Source organism: Paracoccus alkenifer (assembly GCF_900108405.1).
GTDB lineage: Bacteria > Pseudomonadota > Alphaproteobacteria > Rhodobacterales > Rhodobacteraceae > Paracoccus > Paracoccus alkenifer.
The window spans coordinates 382,514-402,452 of the sequence record NZ_FNXG01000001.1; the positions used below are offsets into that span (position 1 = coordinate 382,514).

Annotated in this window: 20 protein-coding genes and 1 riboswitch; of the genes, 8 read left to right on the forward strand and 12 right to left on the reverse strand. The window is 67.3% G+C overall.

Features of this window, described 5'->3' with window-relative positions; genetic code table 11:
* Positions 1 to 19 precede the first annotated feature (19 nt).
* Entirely contained in the window at positions 20 to 382 is a 363-nt protein-coding gene (locus BLW83_RS01830) for a hypothetical protein (protein ID WP_177172458.1), read from the reverse strand.
* Positions 383 to 553: 171 nt separating this feature from the next.
* Between BLW83_RS01830 and BLW83_RS01835 the strand changes: the two genes are divergently transcribed.
* Positions 554 to 2,788 (forward strand): adenosylcobalamin-dependent ribonucleoside-diphosphate reductase, encoded by a 2,235-nt coding sequence (locus tag BLW83_RS01835; protein WP_090844991.1) that lies wholly within the window; start codon positions 554 to 556, stop codon positions 2,786 to 2,788.
* Between the two features lie 53 nt (positions 2,789 to 2,841).
* Here the strand turns inward: BLW83_RS01835 and BLW83_RS01840 are convergent, their stop codons facing one another.
* The 7 genes from BLW83_RS01840 to BLW83_RS01870 form a co-directional block, all read right to left on the reverse strand.
* Positions 2,842 to 4,419 carry a GMC family oxidoreductase gene (locus BLW83_RS01840; RefSeq protein WP_090844993.1) on the reverse strand — a complete coding sequence of 526 codons (1,578 nt, stop codon included), beginning with the start codon at positions 4,417 to 4,419 and terminating at the stop codon, positions 2,842 to 2,844.
* 12 nt (positions 4,420 to 4,431) lie between these two features.
* On the reverse strand, positions 4,432 to 4,974 hold the full coding sequence (locus tag BLW83_RS01845; protein ID WP_090844995.1) for a Twin-arginine translocation pathway signal: 543 nt from the start codon (positions 4,972 to 4,974) through the stop codon (positions 4,432 to 4,434).
* Positions 4,975 to 5,048: 74 nt separating this feature from the next.
* On the reverse strand, positions 5,049 to 5,444 hold the full coding sequence (locus tag BLW83_RS01850) for a VOC family protein (RefSeq protein ID WP_090844997.1): 396 nt from the start codon (positions 5,442 to 5,444) through the stop codon (positions 5,049 to 5,051).
* Between the two features lie 67 nt (positions 5,445 to 5,511).
* On the reverse strand, positions 5,512 to 5,877 hold the full coding sequence (locus BLW83_RS01855) for a ribbon-helix-helix domain-containing protein (RefSeq protein WP_090844998.1): 366 nt from the start codon (positions 5,875 to 5,877) through the stop codon (positions 5,512 to 5,514).
* A 55-nt stretch (positions 5,878 to 5,932) separates the two neighbouring features.
* Positions 5,933 to 6,526: a DUF488 domain-containing protein gene (locus BLW83_RS01860; RefSeq protein ID WP_090845000.1), complete on the reverse strand. Its 594-nt coding sequence runs from the start codon at positions 6,524 to 6,526 to the stop codon at positions 5,933 to 5,935.
* Positions 6,526 to 6,735 (reverse strand): hypervirulence associated TUDOR domain-containing protein, encoded by a 210-nt coding sequence (locus tag BLW83_RS01865; RefSeq protein WP_090845002.1) that lies wholly within the window; start codon positions 6,733 to 6,735, stop codon positions 6,526 to 6,528. The genes BLW83_RS01860 and BLW83_RS01865 overlap by 1 nt, the downstream gene beginning before the upstream one ends.
* A 59-nt stretch (positions 6,736 to 6,794) precedes the next feature.
* The gene (locus tag BLW83_RS01870) at positions 6,795 to 8,675 is read right to left on the reverse strand and encodes an acyl-CoA synthetase (protein ID WP_090845004.1); all 1,881 of its coding nucleotides are present in this window, start codon (positions 8,673 to 8,675) and stop codon (positions 6,795 to 6,797) included.
* A gap of 193 nt (positions 8,676 to 8,868) precedes the next feature.
* On the opposite strand from BLW83_RS01870, the gene BLW83_RS01875 reads away from it, so the two are divergent.
* From BLW83_RS01875 to BLW83_RS01900, 6 genes are all read left to right on the forward strand, one after another.
* Complete coding sequence (locus tag BLW83_RS01875; protein ID WP_245728575.1) at positions 8,869 to 9,432, forward strand: CAP domain-containing protein; 564 nt, start codon at positions 8,869 to 8,871, stop codon at positions 9,430 to 9,432.
* A 138-nt stretch (positions 9,433 to 9,570) separates the two neighbouring features.
* Positions 9,571 to 9,767: riboswitch (cobalamin riboswitch) on the forward strand.
* Positions 9,768 to 9,888: 121 nt separating this feature from the next.
* Entirely contained in the window at positions 9,889 to 10,764 is an 876-nt protein-coding gene (locus tag BLW83_RS01880; protein WP_090845006.1) for a TonB-dependent receptor, read from the forward strand.
* 147 nt (positions 10,765 to 10,911) lie between these two features.
* Complete coding sequence (locus tag BLW83_RS01885) at positions 10,912 to 11,757, forward strand: TonB-dependent receptor domain-containing protein (RefSeq protein WP_281245511.1); 846 nt, start codon at positions 10,912 to 10,914, stop codon at positions 11,755 to 11,757.
* A complete protein-coding gene (locus BLW83_RS01890) occupies positions 11,751 to 12,638 on the forward strand; it encodes an ABC transporter substrate-binding protein (RefSeq protein ID WP_245728576.1) in 888 nt (295 codons plus the stop codon). The genes BLW83_RS01885 and BLW83_RS01890 overlap by 7 nt, the downstream gene beginning before the upstream one ends.
* On the forward strand, positions 12,635 to 13,615 hold the full coding sequence (locus tag BLW83_RS01895; protein WP_090845009.1) for a FecCD family ABC transporter permease: 981 nt from the start codon (positions 12,635 to 12,637) through the stop codon (positions 13,613 to 13,615). Before BLW83_RS01890 ends, BLW83_RS01895 begins: the two co-directional genes overlap by 4 nt.
* Positions 13,612 to 14,394, forward strand: a complete 783-nt coding sequence (locus BLW83_RS01900; protein ID WP_090845011.1) for an ABC transporter ATP-binding protein — start codon at positions 13,612 to 13,614, stop codon at positions 14,392 to 14,394. The genes BLW83_RS01895 and BLW83_RS01900 overlap by 4 nt, the downstream gene beginning before the upstream one ends.
* Here BLW83_RS01900 and BLW83_RS01905 read toward each other — a convergent pair.
* Positions 14,333 to 14,965, reverse strand: a complete 633-nt coding sequence (locus tag BLW83_RS01905) for a DsbA family protein (protein ID WP_090845013.1) — start codon at positions 14,963 to 14,965, stop codon at positions 14,333 to 14,335. The two genes, BLW83_RS01900 and BLW83_RS01905, sit on opposite strands and share 62 nt — an antisense overlap.
* Positions 14,966 to 15,029: 64 nt before the next feature.
* Here BLW83_RS01905 and BLW83_RS01910 point away from each other — a divergent pair, with 64 nt between their 5' ends.
* Positions 15,030 to 15,719: a rhodanese-like domain-containing protein gene (locus BLW83_RS01910; RefSeq protein WP_245728577.1), complete on the forward strand. Its 690-nt coding sequence runs from the start codon at positions 15,030 to 15,032 to the stop codon at positions 15,717 to 15,719.
* A gap of 189 nt (positions 15,720 to 15,908) precedes the next feature.
* Here BLW83_RS01910 and ettA read toward each other — a convergent pair whose 3' ends face one another.
* The 3 genes from ettA to rimO all read right to left on the reverse strand — a co-directional run bounded on the left by ettA (position 15,909) and on the right by rimO (position 19,894).
* Positions 15,909 to 17,564, reverse strand: coding sequence for an energy-dependent translational throttle protein EttA (gene ettA / locus BLW83_RS01915; RefSeq protein WP_090845843.1), 1,656 nt, complete (start codon positions 17,562 to 17,564; stop codon positions 15,909 to 15,911).
* A gap of 81 nt (positions 17,565 to 17,645) precedes the next feature.
* The gene (locus BLW83_RS01920) at positions 17,646 to 18,515 is read right to left on the reverse strand and encodes a sulfotransferase family protein (RefSeq protein WP_245728578.1); all 870 of its coding nucleotides are present in this window, start codon (positions 18,513 to 18,515) and stop codon (positions 17,646 to 17,648) included.
* Positions 18,512 to 19,894 (reverse strand): 30S ribosomal protein S12 methylthiotransferase RimO, encoded by a 1,383-nt coding sequence (rimO, locus tag BLW83_RS01925; protein ID WP_090845017.1) that lies wholly within the window; start codon positions 19,892 to 19,894, stop codon positions 18,512 to 18,514. Before rimO ends, BLW83_RS01920 begins: the two co-directional genes overlap by 4 nt.
* Between the last annotated feature and the right edge of the window lie 45 nt (positions 19,895 to 19,939).

Below are 19,939 nucleotides of genomic sequence, written 5' to 3' on the forward strand. Positions count from 1 at the left end.
CGCCCTGGGCCGGGCGCCGTCAGTCGGCAAAGCTTATGGCGTCCACCGGGTATTCCACCAGCGCCTGCAACGGCTGGTCGCCGTCCTCGGCAAACGCGAACACATGCAGCGCGTCGTTTTGCAGCACCAGCCGGCAGAACCGCCCCTCTTTGGCCAGCACGGCCGGGCATTCGGCCAGATCGGCGTGTTCCACCGTCGCCTCGAACACCTCATAGGTCAGCACCGCCATCGGCCGCACCCGCGGCGCGTCATGGTGGATCGCGCCCGAGACGCCGGCGGTTTGCGGGCCGGTCTTGACCTCGCCGGGGCTCGAGGCCAGCGCGGCGCCGCCCAGACAGGCGGCGACCCCGGCAGCAAGGGCAATCTGGGAAAACTGGCGCATTTCGGTCACTCCGTCCGAATCATGGTGATCTTATCTGATAGAAATGCTTGGTCATTGCCATCCAAAAATTGTCGCAGCCCGGCGCGACGTGATTCCCCGCCGCCACGCTTGCCCTGCAAGCGGGATGGGTGCATGACAAGACCCCGTCTTCAGACCACAGGATGCCCCCGGATGAACCGCTTCGCCGCCCCTATCGCCGAACAGATCTGGGACATGAAATACCGCCTGCGCGGCGCCGATGGCCGGCCGCTGGACGGCTCGGTCGAGGACAGCTGGCGCCGCGTCGCCCGCGACCTTGCCTCGGTCGAAACCGACCCCGCCGCGTGGGAGCCGCGATTCTACGCCGCGCTTGAGGATTTCCGCTTTCTGCCCGCGGGGCGCATCATGGCGGGCGCGGGCACCGGGCGCGCGGTCACGCTGTTCAACTGCTTTGTCATGGGCACCATCCCCGACAGCATGGGCGGCATCTTCGACGCGCTGAAAGAGGCCGCGCTGACCATGCAGCAGGGCGGCGGCATCGGCTATGATTTCAGCACGATCCGCCCCCGCGGGGCCGAGGTCAAGGGCGTGGCCGCGGATGCCTCGGGGCCGCTGTCGTTCATGGATGTGTGGGACGCGATGTGCCGCACGATCATGTCGGCGGGGTCGCGGCGCGGCGCGATGATGGCCACGATGCGCTGCGACCACCCCGACATCGAAAGCTTCATCGAGGCCAAGCAGGACGCCGCCCGGCTGCGCATGTTCAACCTGTCGGTGCTGGTGACCGATGCCTTCATGGCGGCGCGGGATGCCGATGCCGACTGGCCGCTGGTGTTCGGCGGCCAGGTCTATCGCACCATCCGCGCCCGCGAGTTGTGGGACCGGATCATGCGCGCGACCTATGATTACGCCGAGCCGGGGGTGATCTTTATCGACCGCATAAACCAGATGAACAACTTGGGATATGCCGAAGAAATTGCAGCGACAAATCCCTGTGGCGAACAGCCGCTGCCGCCCTATGGCGCCTGTCTGCTGGGGTCGATCAATCTGGCGCGGCTGATCCGCGACCCGTTCGGCCCCGAGGCCGGGATGGATCTTGACGCGCTGGACGAGCTGGTGGCGACCGCCGTGCGGATGATGGACAACGTGGTCGATGCCTCGCGCTTTCCGCTGCCCCAGCAGGCGGCCGAGGCCCGCGCCAAGCGCCGCATCGGGCTGGGCGTCACCGGGCTTGCCGATGCGCTGATGATGGTGGGTTTGCGCTATGGCGCACAGGGTGCCGCCGACGCCACGCGGCTGTGGATGCACCGGATCGCGCGCGCCGCCTATCTGGCCAGCGTCGATCTTGCCCGCGAAAAGGGCGCCTTCCCGCTGTTCGACGCGGAACGCTATCTCGCATCCGGCTTCATGCAAAAGATGGACGCGGATGTGCGCGAGGCCGTGCGCGCCCACGGTATTCGCAACGCGCTGCTGACCAGCGTCGCGCCCACCGGCACCATCAGCCTTTACGCCGGCAACGTCAGTTCCGGGATCGAGCCGGTCTTTGCCCATAGCTACACCCGCAAGGTGCTGCAAAAGGACGGCACCCGGACCGAGGAAGAGGTGGTCGATTACGCCGCGCAGCTGTGGCGCGAGCGCATGGGCGACGCGCCCTTCCCCGACTGGTTCGTCGATGCACAGGTGCTGGACCCGCTGGACCACGTCGCCATGCAGGCGGCGGCGCAGGAATGGGTCGACAGCTCGATTTCCAAGACCATCAACTGCCCCGTGGATATTTCCTTCGAGGCGTTCAAGGACGTGTATCTGGCCGCGTGGGATCAGGGCTGCAAGGGCTGCACCACCTATCGCCCGAACGAGGTCACGGGGTCCGTGCTGTCGGTGGACAAACCCGCCCCCGCCCCCGCCGCGCCCGAGCTGCTGGCCGAGCCGATGGACCGCCCCGTCGCGTTGGACGGCGCCACCTACAAGCTGAAATTCCCCGGCAGCGAACACGCGATCTACATCACCGTGAACGACATCGAGGAGGCCGGCCGCCGCCGCCCGTTCGAGGTGTTCATCAACTCGAAGAACATGGAACACTATGCTTGGACCGTGGCGCTGACCCGGATGATTTCCGCGGTATTCCGCCGCGGCGGCGACGTCGGCTTTGTGGTCGAGGAACTCAAGGCCGTGTTCGACCCCCGCGGCGGCGCGTGGATCGAGGGGCGCTATGTCCCCTCGATCCTCGCCGCGATCGGCGGCGTGATCGAGCGCCACATGATCGCCATCGGCTTTCTTGCCGGCGAGGGCGCGGCGCCGAAATCGGACCCGGTGGCAGGCGCCGCGGTCGTGGCCGGCCCCTCATGCCCGGCCTGCGGCGTGCCGGGGATGCGCATGATCGAGGGCTGTCTGACCTGCCCCAGCTGCGGCCATTCCCGCTGCGGCTGAGCGAAAAAGGGGGCGCGACCGGCACGCCCCCTTTCCTTGCTTGAACAGACGCTTCAGAGCGCGCCTTTTTCCATTTCAGCCGCAATGAACTCGGCCTGACGGATCGCCAGCGCAACGATGGTCAGCGTCGGATTTTCCGCGGCCGAGGTGGTGAACTGCGACCCGTCCGACACGAACAGGTTGGGCACGTCATGTGACTGCCCCCATTTGTTCACCACGCCGTCACGCGGATTTTCCGACATGCGGTTCGTGCCCAGGTTGTGGGTCGAGGGATAGGGCGGCGTCGGCATCACCCGCGTGGCCCCGGCCGCGCGATAGATGCGGTCGCCCACCGCATAGGCGTGGTTGCGCATGGCGATGTCGTTGGGGTGGTCGGTGTAATGCACGTCGGGCACCGGCAGGCCGTATTGGTCCAGCGAACTGCGGTTCAGGGTGACGCGGTTCGTTTCCTGCGGCAGATCCTCGCCCACGATCCACATGCCGGCCATGTTCTCATACCCCTCCATGGCCGAGGTAAAGGCGCGGCCCCAACCGCCGGGGTCCATGAACGCCGCCATGAACGGGATGCCCAGCGACAGGGTTTCCAGCTCATACCCGCCGACAAAGCCGCGGTCTGCGTCGTGATGGGCCTCGTCCTGCACGATGCCGGCCATGGTGGTGCCGCGCCACATCCGGACCGGGCGCTCGAAGATGCCATAGACCGAGCCGGTCATGTGGCGCATGTAGTTGCGCCCCACCTGCCCCGAGCTGTTGGCCAGCCCGTCGGGGAACCGCTCGGACGCCGACGCCAGCAGCAGCCGCGGGCTTTCGATGGAATTGCCCGCCACCGCCACGATCCGCGCCTGCTGGAACTGTTCGGTCCCGTCGGCGTCGATATAGCGCACGCCGGTCACGCGGCCGTCGTCGTCATGCTCGATCCTGGTCGCGTGGCAGCGGTCGCGCACTTCCAGATTGCCGGTGGCCTCGCCGCGCGGGATGTCGGTATAAGCCGACGACCATTTCGCCCCGAACTTGCAGCCCTGAAAGCAGAAACCCGTCTGCTGGCAGGCCGGGCGCTCGTCATATTCGACCGAGTTGATCGCCATATGCCCGGTCGAGACCTTGCTGTAGCCGACCGCCTTGGCGCCTTTTTCCAGCACCAGATAGTTGTTGTTCCCCGGCAGGCCGGGCCAGTCGTTGGTGCGCGTCACCCCCAGTTTTTTCTCGGCAAGGTCGTAATAGGGTTCCAGATCGGACAGGGTGATCGGCCAGTCCAGCAGATTGGCCCCGTCCACGTTCCCATAGGTCGTGCGCGCCTTGAATTCATGTTCCTGGAACCGCAGCGAGGCCCCGGCCCAGTGGATCGAGGTGCCGCCCACCGCCTTGACGATCCACGCCGGCAGGTTGGCGAAATCGCGCGCCACCCGCCAGTCGCCCGATGTGGTGCGCATGTCGCCCCAGCTGAGCTGCGCGAAACTGTCCCATTCGTCGTTGATGTAATCATCGGGCAGGTAACGCCCGCCGGCCTCCAGCGCGACGACCTTGACGCCTTTCTGCGCCAGTTCGTTGGCCAGCACGCCGCCGCCCGATCCCGTGCCCACGATGACGACGACCGAGGCGTCGTCATGGTCGAATCTTGCCACGTCCACCATGTCGTTTCCCCCTTACAGCCAGTCGATGTCGTTGAAGCCGCGGTCGATGTAGCCGCCCTTGGAAAAGCTTTCGCCTTCGTAGCCAAAGACCGGCCAGACCTCTTTCTGGTTGTAAAGCCCGGTCACCAGCCCGGCGCGGATGGTCTGGAAAAACGGCCCATGCTCGATCATGCGCAGCATCTCCACGCGGTCGGCCTCCCAGCCTGCGGCCAGATAGCTGTCAAAGCCGCGGCTTTGCGCCAGCTGGTTCAGCGCGGCCACGCCCTGCTCGATCAGCTCGGCGCTGTCGGCGGAATCGTAGCCCTTGACTGCGACGGCATAGAAGCGGTCGGGGATACGGTCATGCGGGTAGATGTCGCGCGCCATCTGGATCAGCGTCGCCATGGTTTCCGGCTTCAGCGCCGTGGTTTCCAGCGCCCAGGCCGCATCGCGCGCGGCGACAAAACCCGCGCCCACCACCAGCGCCGCCCCGGCCGCAAATCCGCGCGCCAGCAGGCCGCGACGGGTCAGCCCTCTGACCGCAGGGCCAGAGGGGGAAATATCGGTGTCGTTCATGTCAGTCCTCCCTGAATTGGTGGCCGCCCGCGCATTGTCCCCCGCGGGCTGGCTGCCGATCTTGCGCCCGGTCGCTACAGGTAGCGGCCGCCGCGGCGCAGAACCTCGATCTCGTAGCCGTCGGGGTCCTGGATAAAGAAGAACCGGGCCAGCACGGTGCCGCCCGGGGCGAAATCGACCAGCTTGCGGGGATTCAGCCCCAGCGCAGTCAGCCGCGCGTGTTCGGCGTCGACATCCTCGACCGAGATCGCCAGATGCCCGTAGCCGTCGCCCAGATCATAGGGTTCCTCGCGGCCCTTGTTGATGGTCAGCTCCAGCTCAAAGCCGGATTCGGCGTTGGCCAGATACACCAGGGTGAAACTGTCGAAATCCAGCCGCTCGGCCACTTTCAGCCCAAAAGCCGCGCCGTAGAACGCGACCGAGCGCGCCTCGTCCAGCACGCGGATCATCGAATGAATCATCTTGGCCATGCAGCGTCCTTCCACAGTTCGTCATGCGAATACTGGGACGGGTCCGCCGCAGCCGGGTAGCATCATCCTACGACGCGGGGATTTCCATCGCCCCCGGCAGGGTGGCCCCGCGCGGCGCCGGCGGGATACCCACCACCTGCCGGGCCGCATCGCGCATCCGCCGCGCGCCGCTGCCCTGCATTTCCAGCTGCACCAGACAGGCGCAGCGCAGAAGCGAGGTGAAGTTCACCGGCTCTCCGTCCAGTTCCAGCACCTCGGATTGCAGGGTGGACAGGAAACCGGGGGTGGAACACCCCTCGTCCTGCGCGATCCGGTCGATGATGTCCCAGAACGCCTGTTCCAGCCGGATCGAGGTGCTTTGCCCGTTCAACCGCAGCTTGCGCGTCACCGGCTGATAGCGGCGCGGATCCTGCCGCGCATAGATTTCGCACATGACGGATTCCCCCCTTTTTGCGGGGTCAGGCTAGCACGCCGCGCCGCAAGCGCCACTACTGCGGCGCGGATTTTCGGTCCGCGTCTGTCGGGGGCGCATCTGCCTGTGCGCCGGGCGCGGGCTGCGGATAGATCACCTTGCCCTCGGGGGTCAGCCGGGCGCCGGGCGTGGCCGAGGCCGGGGTGATCTGCCCCAGATCCATCAGGTGATCGACGGCATGGCCGTTCAGCAGCAGGTAATCGGTGATGATGCGGCGATGACAGCGCCACCACACCGCCTCGGAACACATCAGCGCCAGCCGCCGGTCGCGGCCCAGCCGCAGGACATGGTCCAGCGCCTCGGCAAAGCGGCCGCCCAGCGCGTAATCGGCGTAATTGTGAAAGCTGCGCAGTCGCCACATCGCGTTCAGATCATCCGGCACCCCGGGCTGGCGGGGGCGGCGCCCGCCCAGCGCCGGGCAATGCAGATAGCCGATCTGCATCTCGGCCAGCACGCCCGGCAGGTCGTCGATGTTGAACTGCGGATTGGCGCGCGAGCGGGGAAAGCTGCGCACATCGACCACCATCGCCACCCCGGCCTCGCGCAGCATCCGGGTAAAATGGTCGAGGCTGCGGTTGGAATGGCCGATGGTGGTGAACTGCGCCACCATCAGCTGATCCTTGTCAGCGCGCCCCCCTTGTGGGCGGCGATATGGTCGGTCTTGTCGCTTTTGATTTCATATTGCGGGTCGTCGCGGGACGCCCGGTGGCGGTGGCCCTTGTAGTCGAAATCCTGGTGATGGACCTTGACGATCCGGCCGGACACGCGCCCGGCCTCGGAATTCCAGCTGACGTGATCGCCGACGGAAAAATCTGCCATGACACCCTCCTGTCAGGGTCAATTCCGCGTCGGCGCAAGAGTTCCGGCCGGGGTTCCTGTCACGCCCAGTCCCAGGGCACCGTATAGCTGCCCAGCCGGGCGCGCACGGTATCCTCGTCGGTGTCCGGGGTGCGGGCGATGCGGGCGGTCAGGCCGCGCTTGCGGTCCTCGAACACCTCGGAGACATGAGCGCCGCTGTCGGCCAGCGCCGCATCCAGCACCCGCGCGATGGCCAGGCGGCGCAGTTCCGGCTTGAACACCTTGCCGACCGCGGTGACGGGCAGTTCGGGCAGGATCTCGACATGCTTGGGGATGGCGGCGCGTTCGTGGATATGGTCGCGCGCATGGGCGGCCAGCGCGTCAACGGTGACCTCGGCCCCCTCGCGCAGCTGCACATAGACGCAGGGCAGCTCGCCCGCAAAGGCGTCGGGCTGGCCGATGGCGGCGGCGCCGACCACATCGGGGTGGGACAGCAGCGCCTGTTCGATCTCGGCGGGGTCGATGTTGTGGCCGCCGCGGATGATCAGATCCTTGGCGCGGCCGGTGATCCACAGATAGCCGTCGGGGTCCAGTCGGCCAAGGTCGCCCGTGCGCAGGAACCGCCCCTCGGCGAACAAATCGTGGTTCTTGTCCACCTCGGTATAGGTCGAGCCCTCGAACACGCCGGGGTTGGCGACGCAAATCTCGCCGATCTCATCGGTGGCGCAATCCTGATATTCGCCGTTGACCCGGCGCAGGATGCGCACGGTGGTATAGGGCAGCGGAATCCCGACCGAGCCGACTTTTTTCAGCCCGTCCACCGGGTTGCAGCTGACAAGGCAGGTGACCTCGGTCAGGCCGTAGCCCTCGGCGATCTCGACCCCGGTGGCGGCCTTGAAGCGGTTGTAAAGCTCGACCGGCAGCGCCGCCGAGCCGGAAATCGCCGTGCGCAGGCTTGAGACATCGGCATCGACCTTGCGCTGCATCAGCGCGGTGATGGCGGTGGGGACGGTGATCAGGAAACTTGCGTGCCAGCGCTCGATCAGCTTCCAGAAATTGTCGATCACGCCGTCGCCGCGATAACCGGCGGGGGTCGGCATCACCAGCTGTGCGCCCGACTGCAAGCACGACATCAGCACCGGATAGGCGGCAAAGACGTGAAACAGCGGCAGCGGGCACATCAACACGTCGGTTTCGTCAAACAGCAGCTCGCCGCCCAGAAACCCGTTATAGATCATGCCGGAGTATTTATGCTGCGCGAGCTTGGGCATTCCGGTGGTGCCGCCGGTGTGGAAATAGGCGGCCACGCGATCCTCGGGCGGGTCGTCAAAGGTCAGCCGGTCATGGGGCTGGGCGGATGCAGCGGCCTCGAAGTCCAGCAGTTTCGCCTTGTGGCGGGCCTTGACGCGCGGGCGCAGCAGCGGCACCAGCAACCGCTTGAAGCCGCCAAGATAGCGCGCCAGATCGACCTCGAGCACGGTCTGCACGCAGGGCGCCATTTCCACCGCCGCCGCAGCCTTTTGCGCAACATCGGATTTCGGCATGGATTTCAGCGTGACCAGCACCCGGGCGTTGCTTTCGCGCAGGATGCTGGCGATCTGTTCGGGGTCCAGCAACGGGTTGATCGGATTGACGATTCCCGCCGTGGCCCCGGCCAGCAGCACGGTCGGGGTTTCCAGGCAGTTCGGCAGCAGATAGGCCACCGTATCCCCCGGCCCCACCCCCAGCGAGCGAAACAGATTCGCCGCCTCGGTCACGCGTTCGTGAAATTCGGTCCAGGTCAGTTCGCATGACCGGCTTTTCGGGTCGGACAGCAGCTGGAACCCCAGCGCCTGCCGCTGGGGATAAAGATCGCGCGTGCGGCTGAGGAACGCATAGATCGTCTTTGGCAAGTCCCGGTCCGCATAGGGCATTTCGGCCTCGATCCGGTCCCGATCGGCAATGCTGGCAAAGCGCGACATCGTTTCCCCCCCTGTTGGCGCATCGGGAAAAGGATGCGCCAGCTTCTGCCCATTGGGCAAGTTGTCCAAGGCGGAACATCGCCGAAACGCCGCGTCAACCCGTCAGCTATCAACAAGTTTAATTACTTGAAGGTTGTCACAAGGCATCGTCTTCTGGTTGTGATTTCCGTGACAGGATCGGACGGGGATGGACATGAACAAGCTGATTTCTCTGGTCGCCGCGGGGTTGGTGCTTGCGATTCCCGCGGTGATGCAGGCGCAGCCGGCTGTCCGGCAGCCGCTCAAGATCCGCCAGGTCACCGGTGACAACATCCAGGTGCAGGCCGCTGCCGCAGGCCCCGCGCAGTGTTTCGCCACCCCCACGGCCGAGAACAAGGCCGCCGCCCAGGCAACCAGCGCCCGCCGCGCCGCCAGCGGGCTGCGGTCGCTCAGGCCGGATCCCAAGCTTGCCGCCGCCGCCGCCCGCCACGCCTGCGACATGGCCACGCGCGGGCGAATGGCGCATAGCGGCTCGCACACGAAAGGCCCGACCCAGCGCGTCAAGGGTGAGGGCTACAAGCCCTCGATCACCGCGGAAAACATCGCCGCCGGCCCGTTCAGCCTTGAACAGGTGCTGGGGGCGTGGAACGATTCGAACGGGCATCTTCACAACATCATGCTGCCGCAGGCGACGGATTTCGGGATCGGCCGGGCAGTCGCGGCGGATGGTCGCACAGTGTTCTGGGCCGCGCTCTATGCCGCGCCACGGGGGCGCTGAGCCGGGAATCCCACCCGCCACGGCAGGCATAATGCCGCGACATTCCCTGCCCCGCCCGCCCCGCGATCCCGGCGCCCGGATCACGGGTTTTTCCCGCTTTCGACCGCAGCTTGTCATTGACGCAGGCCCGGCTTCGGGCCTATCTGCCGCTGTCCAAGTTCCGGCACGACCGGATTGAAAGGGAATACGGACGGCCCATGGGCCACAGCCGTAGCTGCCCCCGCAACTGTGCGCGGAGAGCGGCGCCTAATAGCCACTGGGGGCAGATGCCCCGGGAAGGCCGGCGCCCGCCCTGACCCGCAAGCCAGGAGACCTGCTTGGACATCACCCTTTCGATGGTGCGGGGCGCGCCAGCGAAGCGGTCAGCCGCAGCGGTGAACCAGCACTGTCTGCGGGCTTTCCCCGGACCGATTCCAATCGCGGAGCCTGCGCGCGCCGCCCGACCCGGGGACCGCCATGTCCAAGTCTTTCCGCCGTTTCCACCTGACCGCCGCGCCGCTGGCGCTGGCGCTGACCACCCTTCCGGCAGCGGCGCAGCAGCCCATCGTGCTGGATCCGGTGATCCTGTCGGGCGGGTTTTCCCCGGTCGAGGCCGCCGCCTACGGCCGTGCCGCCACCGTGCTGACCGCCGAGGAAATGGAACAGCGCGGCGTGACCTCGGTGCAGGATGCGCTGCGCGGCCTGCCGGGGGTGTCGGTCAGCAGCAGCGGCGCCTCGAACACCGCAGTCCGCATACGCGGCGGCGAATCGCGGCACACGCTGATCCTGATCGACGGGGTGAACGCGGGTGCGGGCGACCAGCCCTACGATCTCAGCGGGCTGGACCTTGCCGATATCGAGCGCATCGAGGTGCTGCGCGGGCCGCAGTCGGTCTATTACGGCTCGGACGCCGCCAGCGGCGTGGTCAACATCATCACCCGCAAGGCCGACCGCAGCGGCGGCTATGCAAAGGCCGAGGCGGGCAACGGCGGCGCCTTGGCCTTTGGTCACGCGGTGGTCGCCGACCGCTGGCGGCTGCAAGCTGATCTGGGGTTTCGCGAGGACAGGGGCTATGACCATTCGGTCGCGGGCACCGGCGACAAGGACGGCATCCGCCGCGCCACCATGGGGTTTTCCGGCGAATGGTCGGCCAGCGAGGATCTGCGGCTGGGATTTTCCAGCCGCCATACGGAAGAGCGGTATTGGTATGACGGCACCAATTTCGCCGCCACCTCAGCCGAAGACTACCTGGAAGCAGACGCCGATTTCTGGGCCGACCGCGACGAGCGCATCAACCTGCTGTGGGGTGAATTCGCATCGCTGGACGGCCGGTTGATCCATCGCCTGTCCTAGCAGGACACGGCGAACAAGATCACCACCCACGACGATTACCCCAGCGAAAGCAAGCTGCGCCGCCGGGCGCTGAAATACCGCGCCACCTACGGGCTGGACGGGGCCGTTGCCAGCGCCGACCAGACGCTGGCCCTGTCGCTGGAACGTATCACCGACAGCACCACGGGCGAGGCAGAGCGCCGCTGGGATACCGACGCCGCGGCGCTGGAATATCGCGGTGCGTTCACCAACGGGCTGGACGTGCAGTTCGGGGTCCGCCACGACGACAACTCGCGCTTCCGGTCGAAAACCATCTGGAACGCCGGCCTGTCCTGGCGGGTCGAGGGAACGCCATGGCGGCTTCATGCCTCGGCCGGGACCGGTCTGTCCAATCCGCAATATTATCAGATCATTGGCGGCTTCGGCAGCACCGGCAACCCCGACCTCAAGCCTGAGGAAAGCCGCAGCGTCGATCTGGGCGTCGAATACACCCTGCCCGACGGGCGCGGCACGCTGGACCTGACCTGGTTCCGCGAGCGACTGGAGGACGAGATCGAGTGGTTTGCGGCGGAGGAAGGCAATCCAAATTACCGCAACCAGATTGGCACCAGCCGTCGCGAGGGCGTAGAGGTTGCCTATCGCCACGACATCACCGACAGCCTGACAGTCGGCGCCGCCTATACCTATCTCGATGCAACCGACCCCGATGGCTCGGTCGAGGTGCGCCGCCCGCGCCACGAGCTGGCGATGAACGCCGCGCTGCAAACCTTTGGCGGCCGCGGCTGGCTGGCTGCCGACCTGCGGCATGTGCGGGATCTGACGGATAGCGTCGGCGGCGCCACCACCAACCTGCCCAACTTCACCACCGTCAACCTTGCCGCAAGCTATGACCTGACCGACAGCGCCCGCCTGACCGGCCGCATCACCAACCTGTTCGACAAGGATTATTCCGAGGTCTGGGGCTATGCCGCCCCCGGTCGCGCGGCATGGGTGGGGGTGGAAACCCGGTGGTAGAACCGCGCGCCAAGGCGGGCATGGGCATGGTGCGGGCGGCAGTGATAGCCGCGGCGCTGGCCCTGCCCCTGCCTGCCATGGCCGCACCCGCGACGACCGCCACCCCGCCCCGCCGCGTGGTCTCGGTCAATCTCTGCACCGACCAGATCGCCATGGCGCTGGCGGCACCGGGGCAGCTGGTCTCGGTCTCGCATCTGGCGCGAGAGCCGCAGTCCTCGGCGATGGTGGCCGAGGCGCAGCATTTCCCCATCAACCACGGCCGCGCCGAAGAGGTCTATCTGCTCGCCCCCGATCTGGTGCTGGCGGGGGGGTATGGCGGGGCCTCGGTCGCGCTGCTGCACCGGCTGGGGGTGAGGGTGATCGAGGTGCCGCCGCCCAACTCGCTGCAAGACGCCCGCGACGCCATCGCGCAGGTCGGCGCCGCCTTGGGGCGAGAGCCCGAGGCCGCGGCGATGCTGGCGGATTTCGACGCGAGGATGGCGGCGCTGGCCCTGCCCACGGGTGGCGACAGGCCACTGGCCGCGACCTGGGGGGCGAACGGCTATTCCTCGGGCGGGGCGACGCTGGCCGGGGATGTGCTGCGCGCCGCGGGGTTTTCGCTGCTGGCCGACCGGCTGGGGATGCAGGGGTCGGGGTATATCACCCTTGAATCGCTGGTGATGGCGGACCCGGCGCTGATCGTGACCGGCACCCCCTATCCCGGCGCCTCGCGGGCCGAGGAAATCGTGACCCACCCGGCGCTGTCCAGCCTGTCGGGGCGCATCGTGCATGTGCCGGACCCGCTGTGGACCTGTCCCACGCCGCAACTGCTGGACGCGCTGGCGCTGCTGGCGACCGAGGCGCGGATTGCCGCCGGGCACCCTGCCGGGGACACACCATGAGCCGCGCGCCCCTGCTGCTGTCTTTGGCTGCGCTGGTGGCGGTGCTGGCGCTGGCCTCGCTGCTGATCGGGCCGGCGGGGGCGGGGCCGGTGGCCTCGCTCAAGGCGCTATGGGGCGGCGAGGGGCCGCTGGGCATCGTGCTGCGCGAGATCCGGGCGCCGCGGGCGGTGCTGGCGGTGATGCTGGGCGTCAGCCTTGGCCTGTCGGGGGCGGCGTTACAGGGCTATCTGCGCAACCCGCTGGCCGAGCCGGGGCTGATCGGCATTTCCGCCGCGGCCGCGCTGGGGGCGGTGATCGCCATTCAGGCCGGCGTGTCCACGCTGGGGCTGGGGGTGCCGGCGGCGGGGCTTGCGGGTGCGCTGGGGGGTGTCGGGCTGATCCTGCTGCTGGCCGGGCGCGGCGGGTCCGGCCTGGGGCTGATCCTGGGCGGCATCGCGGTTTCGGCACTGGCGGGGGCGCTGACCGCGCTGGTGCTGAACCTGTCGCCGAACCCGTTTGCGGCCTATGATATCATGTTCTGGACCATGGGCTCGCTGGCCGACCGCAGCTGGGCGCATGTGCTGACCGCGCTGCCGCTGATGGGCTTGGGCTGGGCGGTGCTGCTGCGCGCCGGGCGCGATCTGGACGCGCTGTCGCTGGGCGAGGAAGCGGCGGCCTCGATGGGCGTCGATCTGGGTGCGCTGCGGCTGAAAATCGTGCTGGGCGCGGCCGCGGCGGTGGGGGCGGCGACGGCGGTGGCGGGCGCGGTCGGTTTTGTCGGGCTGGTGGTGCCGCATCTGCTGCGCGGGGCGGTCGGGGCCATGCCCTCGCGGCTGCTGCCGGCGGCGGCGCTGGGGGGTGCGGCGCTGGTGCTGACCGCCGATATCGCGGTGCGGTTGGTGATGCCCGAACGCGACCTCAAGCTGGGGGTGATGATGGCGCTGGTCGGCGCGCCGGTGTTTCTGCATCTGATCTGGCGCACGCAGGTGGGGAAATGAGCCTGTCCCTGCGCGATCTGACCGTGCGCCGGGATGGGCGCGTGGTGGTGGACCGGGTCAGCCTGAACGTGTCACAGGGCAGTTTCGTCGGGCTGATCGGGCCGAACGGCGCCGGCAAGACCACCTTGATGCGCGCGGCGCTGGGGCTGATCGCGGCCGAGGGGTTTTCCGACCTTGCCGCCCTGCCCCCGTCCCGCCGCGCCCGCCGCGCCGCCTGGCTGCCGCAGGCGCGAGAGATCGCCTGGCCGATCCCGGTCGAGCCGCTGGTGCGGCTGGGCCGGCGCACCGACCCCGACCGCCGCGCCGACACCCCCGCCGTGGCCGAGGCGATGGCGGCGATGGAGGTCACGCATCTGCGCGACCGCCCCGCGACGGAATTGTCTGGCGGCGAGCTGGCGCGGGTGCTGATCGCCCGGCTGCTCGCGCAGCGCACGCCGCTGATCCTCGCCGACGAGCCCGTGGCGGGGCTGGACCCCGCGCATCAGTTCGCGGTGATGGCGTTGTTCCAGCGGCTGGCGGGTCAGGGGCGCACGGTCATCGCCTCGATCCACGACCTGACGCTGGCGGCGCGGTTCTGCGAAAGGCTGGTGCTGATGGGCGCAGGCGGGCGCATCGTGGCCGACGGGCCGCCCGCGCAGGTGCTGACGCCCGAACGGTTGCAGCAGGTGTTCGGCGTGGGCGGCAGCTTCCTGCCCACGCCCTCGGGGCCGGTATTCGTTACCCTGCCGCCACCCCCATCGTCGCCCGCGCCCGCGCCACCAGATCCTGCAGATCCTTGAGGCTCTGGTCCCCGAACACGCCTTCGTCCCCCGCGATCATGGTGGGCGTGCCGACCAACCCCATGTGATCGGCCAGCATGAACGAGCGCGCGATATGGTCGCTGACCCGGTCGGAATCCATGTCGCGGCGCAGTTTCGCCTCATCCAGCCCCAGCTTGCGCACGACGCGCATCACCGAGGGTTCGGCCGCGCGGTCGCGCATCCCCATCAGCCCCGCATGGACCTGCCAGTATTTCCCCTGATCCAGCGCGGCCAGCGCCACCCGCGCGGCAAATTCCGAATCCGCGCCGAACACCGGCCATTCCCGGAACACCACCCGCAGCTGCGGATCGGCCGAGATCAGCTGCTGCATCTTGGGCAGGATCTTCTTGCAGAACGGGCAGTTGTAATCGAAAAATTCGACCAGCGTGATATTGCCCGCAGGATTGCCCAGCACGATGCCGTTCCGGTCGCGCTCAAGCGCGGTGCGCAGCTCGTCGGGCATCGGGTTGGCTCGGGACTGGGCCTGCGCAAGCACAGGCGTCGCGGCAACCGCAGCGATCAGGGCAAGGGTCTGGCGGCGCGTGGTCATGGCAGTTCCTTTCAAAGCGTCTTGCGGAAGCTAGGGATCACGGCAAGGATAGGGAAATCACGATATGTCCATTGCGCATCTTGCCGCAGGACAGAAACGCTGGAGGAGAAAGACCATGTTCAACCGGATCGGCCTGCCCGCTGCCGTCTTGACCGCCGCCCTGCTGGGGGGCGCCGCACTGGCCCAGGATGGCGCGGCCCCGGATGCGGATGCCGTGCGCGTGGGGATCAGCAAGGACATGGCCCAGGCCAGCTATACCACCCCCGAGGGCGAATTCACCGTCCACCGCGACCAGACGCCGGGCGCAAAACTGGAAGGGGACTGGGCGCTGACCGGGCCGGACTGCCCGCCCTTTTGCATCCAGCCGATGATCCCGGCCGAGGGCGTCACCACCATCGGCGAGCTTGAGTTGATCGAGGCGATGCAGGCTGGCGACAGCATCCTGGTCGACGGCCGCACCCCCGACTGGTTCGCCGGCGGCACCATCCCCGGCGCGATCAACATCCCCTATACTGAGTCGATCGAACGGCTGGCCGAACTGGGCTGCGAACCCGATTTCGACGGCGAATTCGACTGCACCAACGCCAGCAAGGTCATCATGTTCTGCAACGGCACCTGGTGCGGCCAGTCCCCCACCGCCATCCGCGAAATGATCGGCGCCGGCTTTCCGGCCGAGCGGATCAGCTATTACCGCGGCGGGATGCTGGACTGGCGGTTGCTGGGCTTTAACGTGCGCGGTGGCGGGGCCGAATAGGCGCAGCGGGGCCAGCCCCATCGTCGCAAGCGACGATTCCCCGGGATATTTGGGGCAAGATGAAAGCGCGCCGCGGGGGGCCGGCGGTTCCCGCGGCAGCCTGGGGCCGGGTCAGATCCCGGGGCGCAGGTCGGGCGCCCCGGGATGGGAAAGCGGCACGGGGGAAAGCGGCAGGGGGAAAAGCGCGGCCTAGCGCACGAATTTCTTGTATTTCACCCGCTTAGGCTCGATCGAATCGGGGCCGAGGCGGCGCACCTTGTCGGCCTCATACGCCTCGAAGTTGCCCTCGAACCATTCCACATGGGCGTCGCCCTCGAACGCGAGGATATGCGTGCAGAGCCGGTCGAGGAAGAAGCGGTCGTGCGAGATGATGACCGCGCAGCCGGCGAAATCTTCCAGCGCCGCTTCCAGCGCTTGCAGGGTTTCCACGTCCAGATCGTTGGTCGGTTCGTCCAGCAGCAGCACGTTGCCGCCCGATTTCAGCAGCTTGGCCAGATGCACGCGGTTGCGTTCGCCGCCCGACAGCAGCCCGACCTTTTTCTGCTGGTCGCCGCCCTTGAAGTTGAAGGCCCCGGCATAGGCGCGGCTGTTCATCTGCGCGTCGCCCAGGTCGATCAGCTCGGCCCCGCCCGAGATTTCTTCCCATACGGTCTTGTCGGGGTCCAGCGTGTCGCGCGACTGGTCCACATAGGACAGCTGCACGGTGTCGCCAAAGCTGATCTCGCCCGCGTCGGGCTGTTCCTGCCCGGTCAGCATCCGAAACAGCGTCGATTTCCCGGCGCCGTTCGGGCCGATCACGCCCACGATCCCGCCCGGCGGCAGGCTGAAGTCCAGCCCCTCGATCAGCAGCCGGTCGCCAAAGCCCTTGGTCAGCCCGTTCACGTCGATCACCTTGTCGCCAAGGCGCGGCCCGTTGGGGACGATGATCTGCGCGTGCTGGATCTTTTCGCGCTCGGATTTCGAGGCCATTTCGTTATAGGCGTTGATCCGGGCCTTTTGCTTGGCCTGCCGCGCTTTGGCGCCGGCGCGGATCCATTCCAGCTCGCGTTCCAGCGATTTCTGCCGGGCCTTGTCCTCGCGCGCCTCTTGCGACAGCCGCTTGCCCTTTTGTTCCAGCCAGGCGGAATAATTGCCCTCATACGGGATGCCGCGGCCGCGGTCCAATTCGAGAATCCAGCCGGTGATGTCGTCCAGGAAATAGCGGTCGTGGGTGACGATCAGGATGGTGCCGGGGTATTCGATCAGGTGTTTTTGCAGCCAGGCGATGGTTTCGGCGTCAAGGTGGTTGGTCGGCTCGTCCAGCAGCAGCATGTCGGGCGCCTCAAGCAGCAGCTTGCACAGCGCCACCCGGCGGCGTTCCCCGCCCGACAGGGTTTCCACATCGGCGTCGTCGGGGGGGCAGCGCAGCGCCTCCATCGCGACATCGACCTGACTGTCGAGATCCCACAGGTTTTCGGCGTCGATCTCGTCTTGCAGCCTGGCCATCTCGTCGGCGGTCTCGTCCGAGTAGTTCATGGCCAGCTCGTTATAGCGGTCGAGCTTGGCCTGCTTGGCCTTGACGCCCTCCATCACGTTGCCGCGCACGTTCAGCTGCGGGTCCAACTGCGGTTCCTGCGGCAGATAGCCCACGGTCGCGCCCTTGGCGGCCCATGCTTCGCCGGAAAAATCCTTGTCGATGCCGGCCATGATCCGCAGCAGGGTCGATTTCCCTGCGCCGTTGACGCCGACGACGCCGATCTTGACGCCGGGCAGAAAGCTCAGCCGGATGTTTTCAAAGGTCTTCTTGCCGCCCGGATAGGTCTTGGACACGCCATCCATGTGGTAGACATACTGATACGAGGCCATCATCCGCTCCTGTCCGCTGGTTGGCGGTTATCTAGGCGATCGTCGCGTGGGTGTGAAGGTGGGGCAGGGTTTCCGATGGGCCTAGCGGATCTGCGCGGCGAAATCCTTGCCAAAGCTCGCCTCGATAAAGGCGAATTGCGGCTCAAGCCGCTCGCGCAGCGCCGCGCGGGCCTCGGCCGGGACGCTGAGTTCGGCGTTGCCGGCAAAGACCTTGGCGGCGAGGTTCTGGTAGCTGTGGGGTTCCAGCCCGCAATGCGCCTCGACCCGGCGCATCAGGGCGGCGGGGTCGGCAGCGATGGCGCCGAAGGGCAGGACCAGCAGCCGATCCGCGCCGAAACGCGCGGTCCAGCGCGGCACATAGGTGGCGTAATCGCCGCGGTCATAAAGGACGGGGTCGTCGATCTCGGCCAGCCATGCCTCGATCCCGCGGGGTTTGCGGTTCTTGCGGGTCAGGTTCATCTTCAGCTGGCTGACCGCGCGATCGACCGGGTGGCGGATGATATAGATGAACCGGGCCTTGGGCAGGAACTCGGCCACGAATTGCACGCCTTCATCCGGCAGGGTCGAATATTCCGGGGTGATGTCGCAGGGCTGTGTGCCCTCGGGCGCGGGGGCAAAGACCTGCTTATACCAGTGGTTGGTGAACATCTCGCCGCGGGTGATCCGGCCCAGCCAGGTGTCGAGTTCCGGCGGGAACGGCAACCCCCGCGCGGCATAGCGCTTTTCCTGATTCTGCCGGGCGCGGCGGAAATGCCAGGGCAGCCATTGCCGATGTTCGGGGACAAAGCGGTGGTTGAAGAACTGCGCTTCCTTGAAGGGCGGGATCCAGACCTGCGGGTGCTGGGTCAGCATCTGGGAAAGCCACGTGGTTCCGGCCTTTTGCGCGCCGATGCCGACGATCAGCGGCTTTTTCGGGCGGCCGTCCGCGTCCCATTTCGGCAGGGCGGTCACAGTGTGCCCCACAGGTCGTATTCACTGGCCTCGTCCACGGTCACGGTCACGATGTCGCCGGGGGAAAGCGTCTGGAAGCCGTCGTCTATGAACAGGTTGCCGTCGATTTCGGGTGCGTCGGCCATGGTGCGGCAGGTGGCGCCGTCCGCGTCAACGCTGTCCACGATCACCTGTTGCCGCGTGCCAACCTTGGCGGCCAGTTTCGCGGCCGAGATCGCCTGCGCCTTTTCCATGAAGCGGTTCCAGCGGTCCTGTTTCACCTCGTCCGGCACATGGTCGGGCAGGTCGTTGGCCCGTGCGCCGCGGACGTTTTCATATTGGAAACAGCCGACGCGATCCAGCTGCGCCTGATCCATCCAGTCCAGCAGATACTGGAACTCGGCCTCGGTCTCGCCCGGATAGCCCACGATAAAGGTCGAGCGCAGGGTGATCCCCGGGCAGGCGGCGCGCCACGCGGCAATCTCGTCCAGCGTGCGGGCGCTGGCGGCGGGGCGGGCCATGCGTTTCAGCACATCCGGGTGCGCGTGCTGGAACGGGATGTCGAGGTAAGGCAGCACCCCCGCGCCTTGCGCCGCGGTGCCCTCCATCAGCGGCACCAGAGCGCGCACATGCGGATAGGGATAGACGTAATGCAGCCGCACCCATGCGCCCAAAGCGCCCAGATCGCGGGCCAGATCGGTGATATGGGCGCGGTGACCGCGGTCGCTGGCGTGGCGCAGGTCCACCCCGTAAGCCGAGGTGTCCTGCGAAATCACCAGCAGTTCCCGCACCCCGCCGGCGACCAGCTTTTCCGCCTCGCGCAGCACCGCATGGGCGGGTCGGCTGGCCAGACGGCCGCGCAGGTCGGGGATGATGCAAAAGCGGCAGTGGTGGTTGCAGCCCTCGGAAATCTTGAGATAGGCGTAGTGGCGAGGGGTCAGCCGCACCTCGGACGCCGGCAGCAGGTCGATGAACGGATCGGGCGCGGGCGGCACCGCGGCATGGACCGCATCCAGCACCTGTTCGTATTGATGCGGGCCGGTCACCGCCAGCACCCGTGGATGCGCGCCGGTAATATAGTCGGGTTCCGCCCCAAGGCAGCCGGTGACGATCACCCGGCCGTTTTCGGTCAGCGCCTCGCCGATGGCATCAAGGCTTTCGGCCTTGGCGCTGTCCAGAAAGCCGCAGGTGTTCACAATCACCGCATCGGCACCGCGGTATTCGGGGGAAATCGCATAGCCCTCGGCCCGCAGGCGGGTCAGGATGCGTTCGCTGTCCACCAGCGCCTTGGGACAGCCAAGCGAGACCATGCCGATGGTCGGCTGGCCCGGGCGGGCGGTGTCGCGCGCCACAGAGGCGCGGGCAAGATCGGGACGCAGCAGGGGCGGGTTCTGGCTCATCCCCGCGCATATAGCGAAGCCGCGGGCGAACGCAAAGCGGCGCAA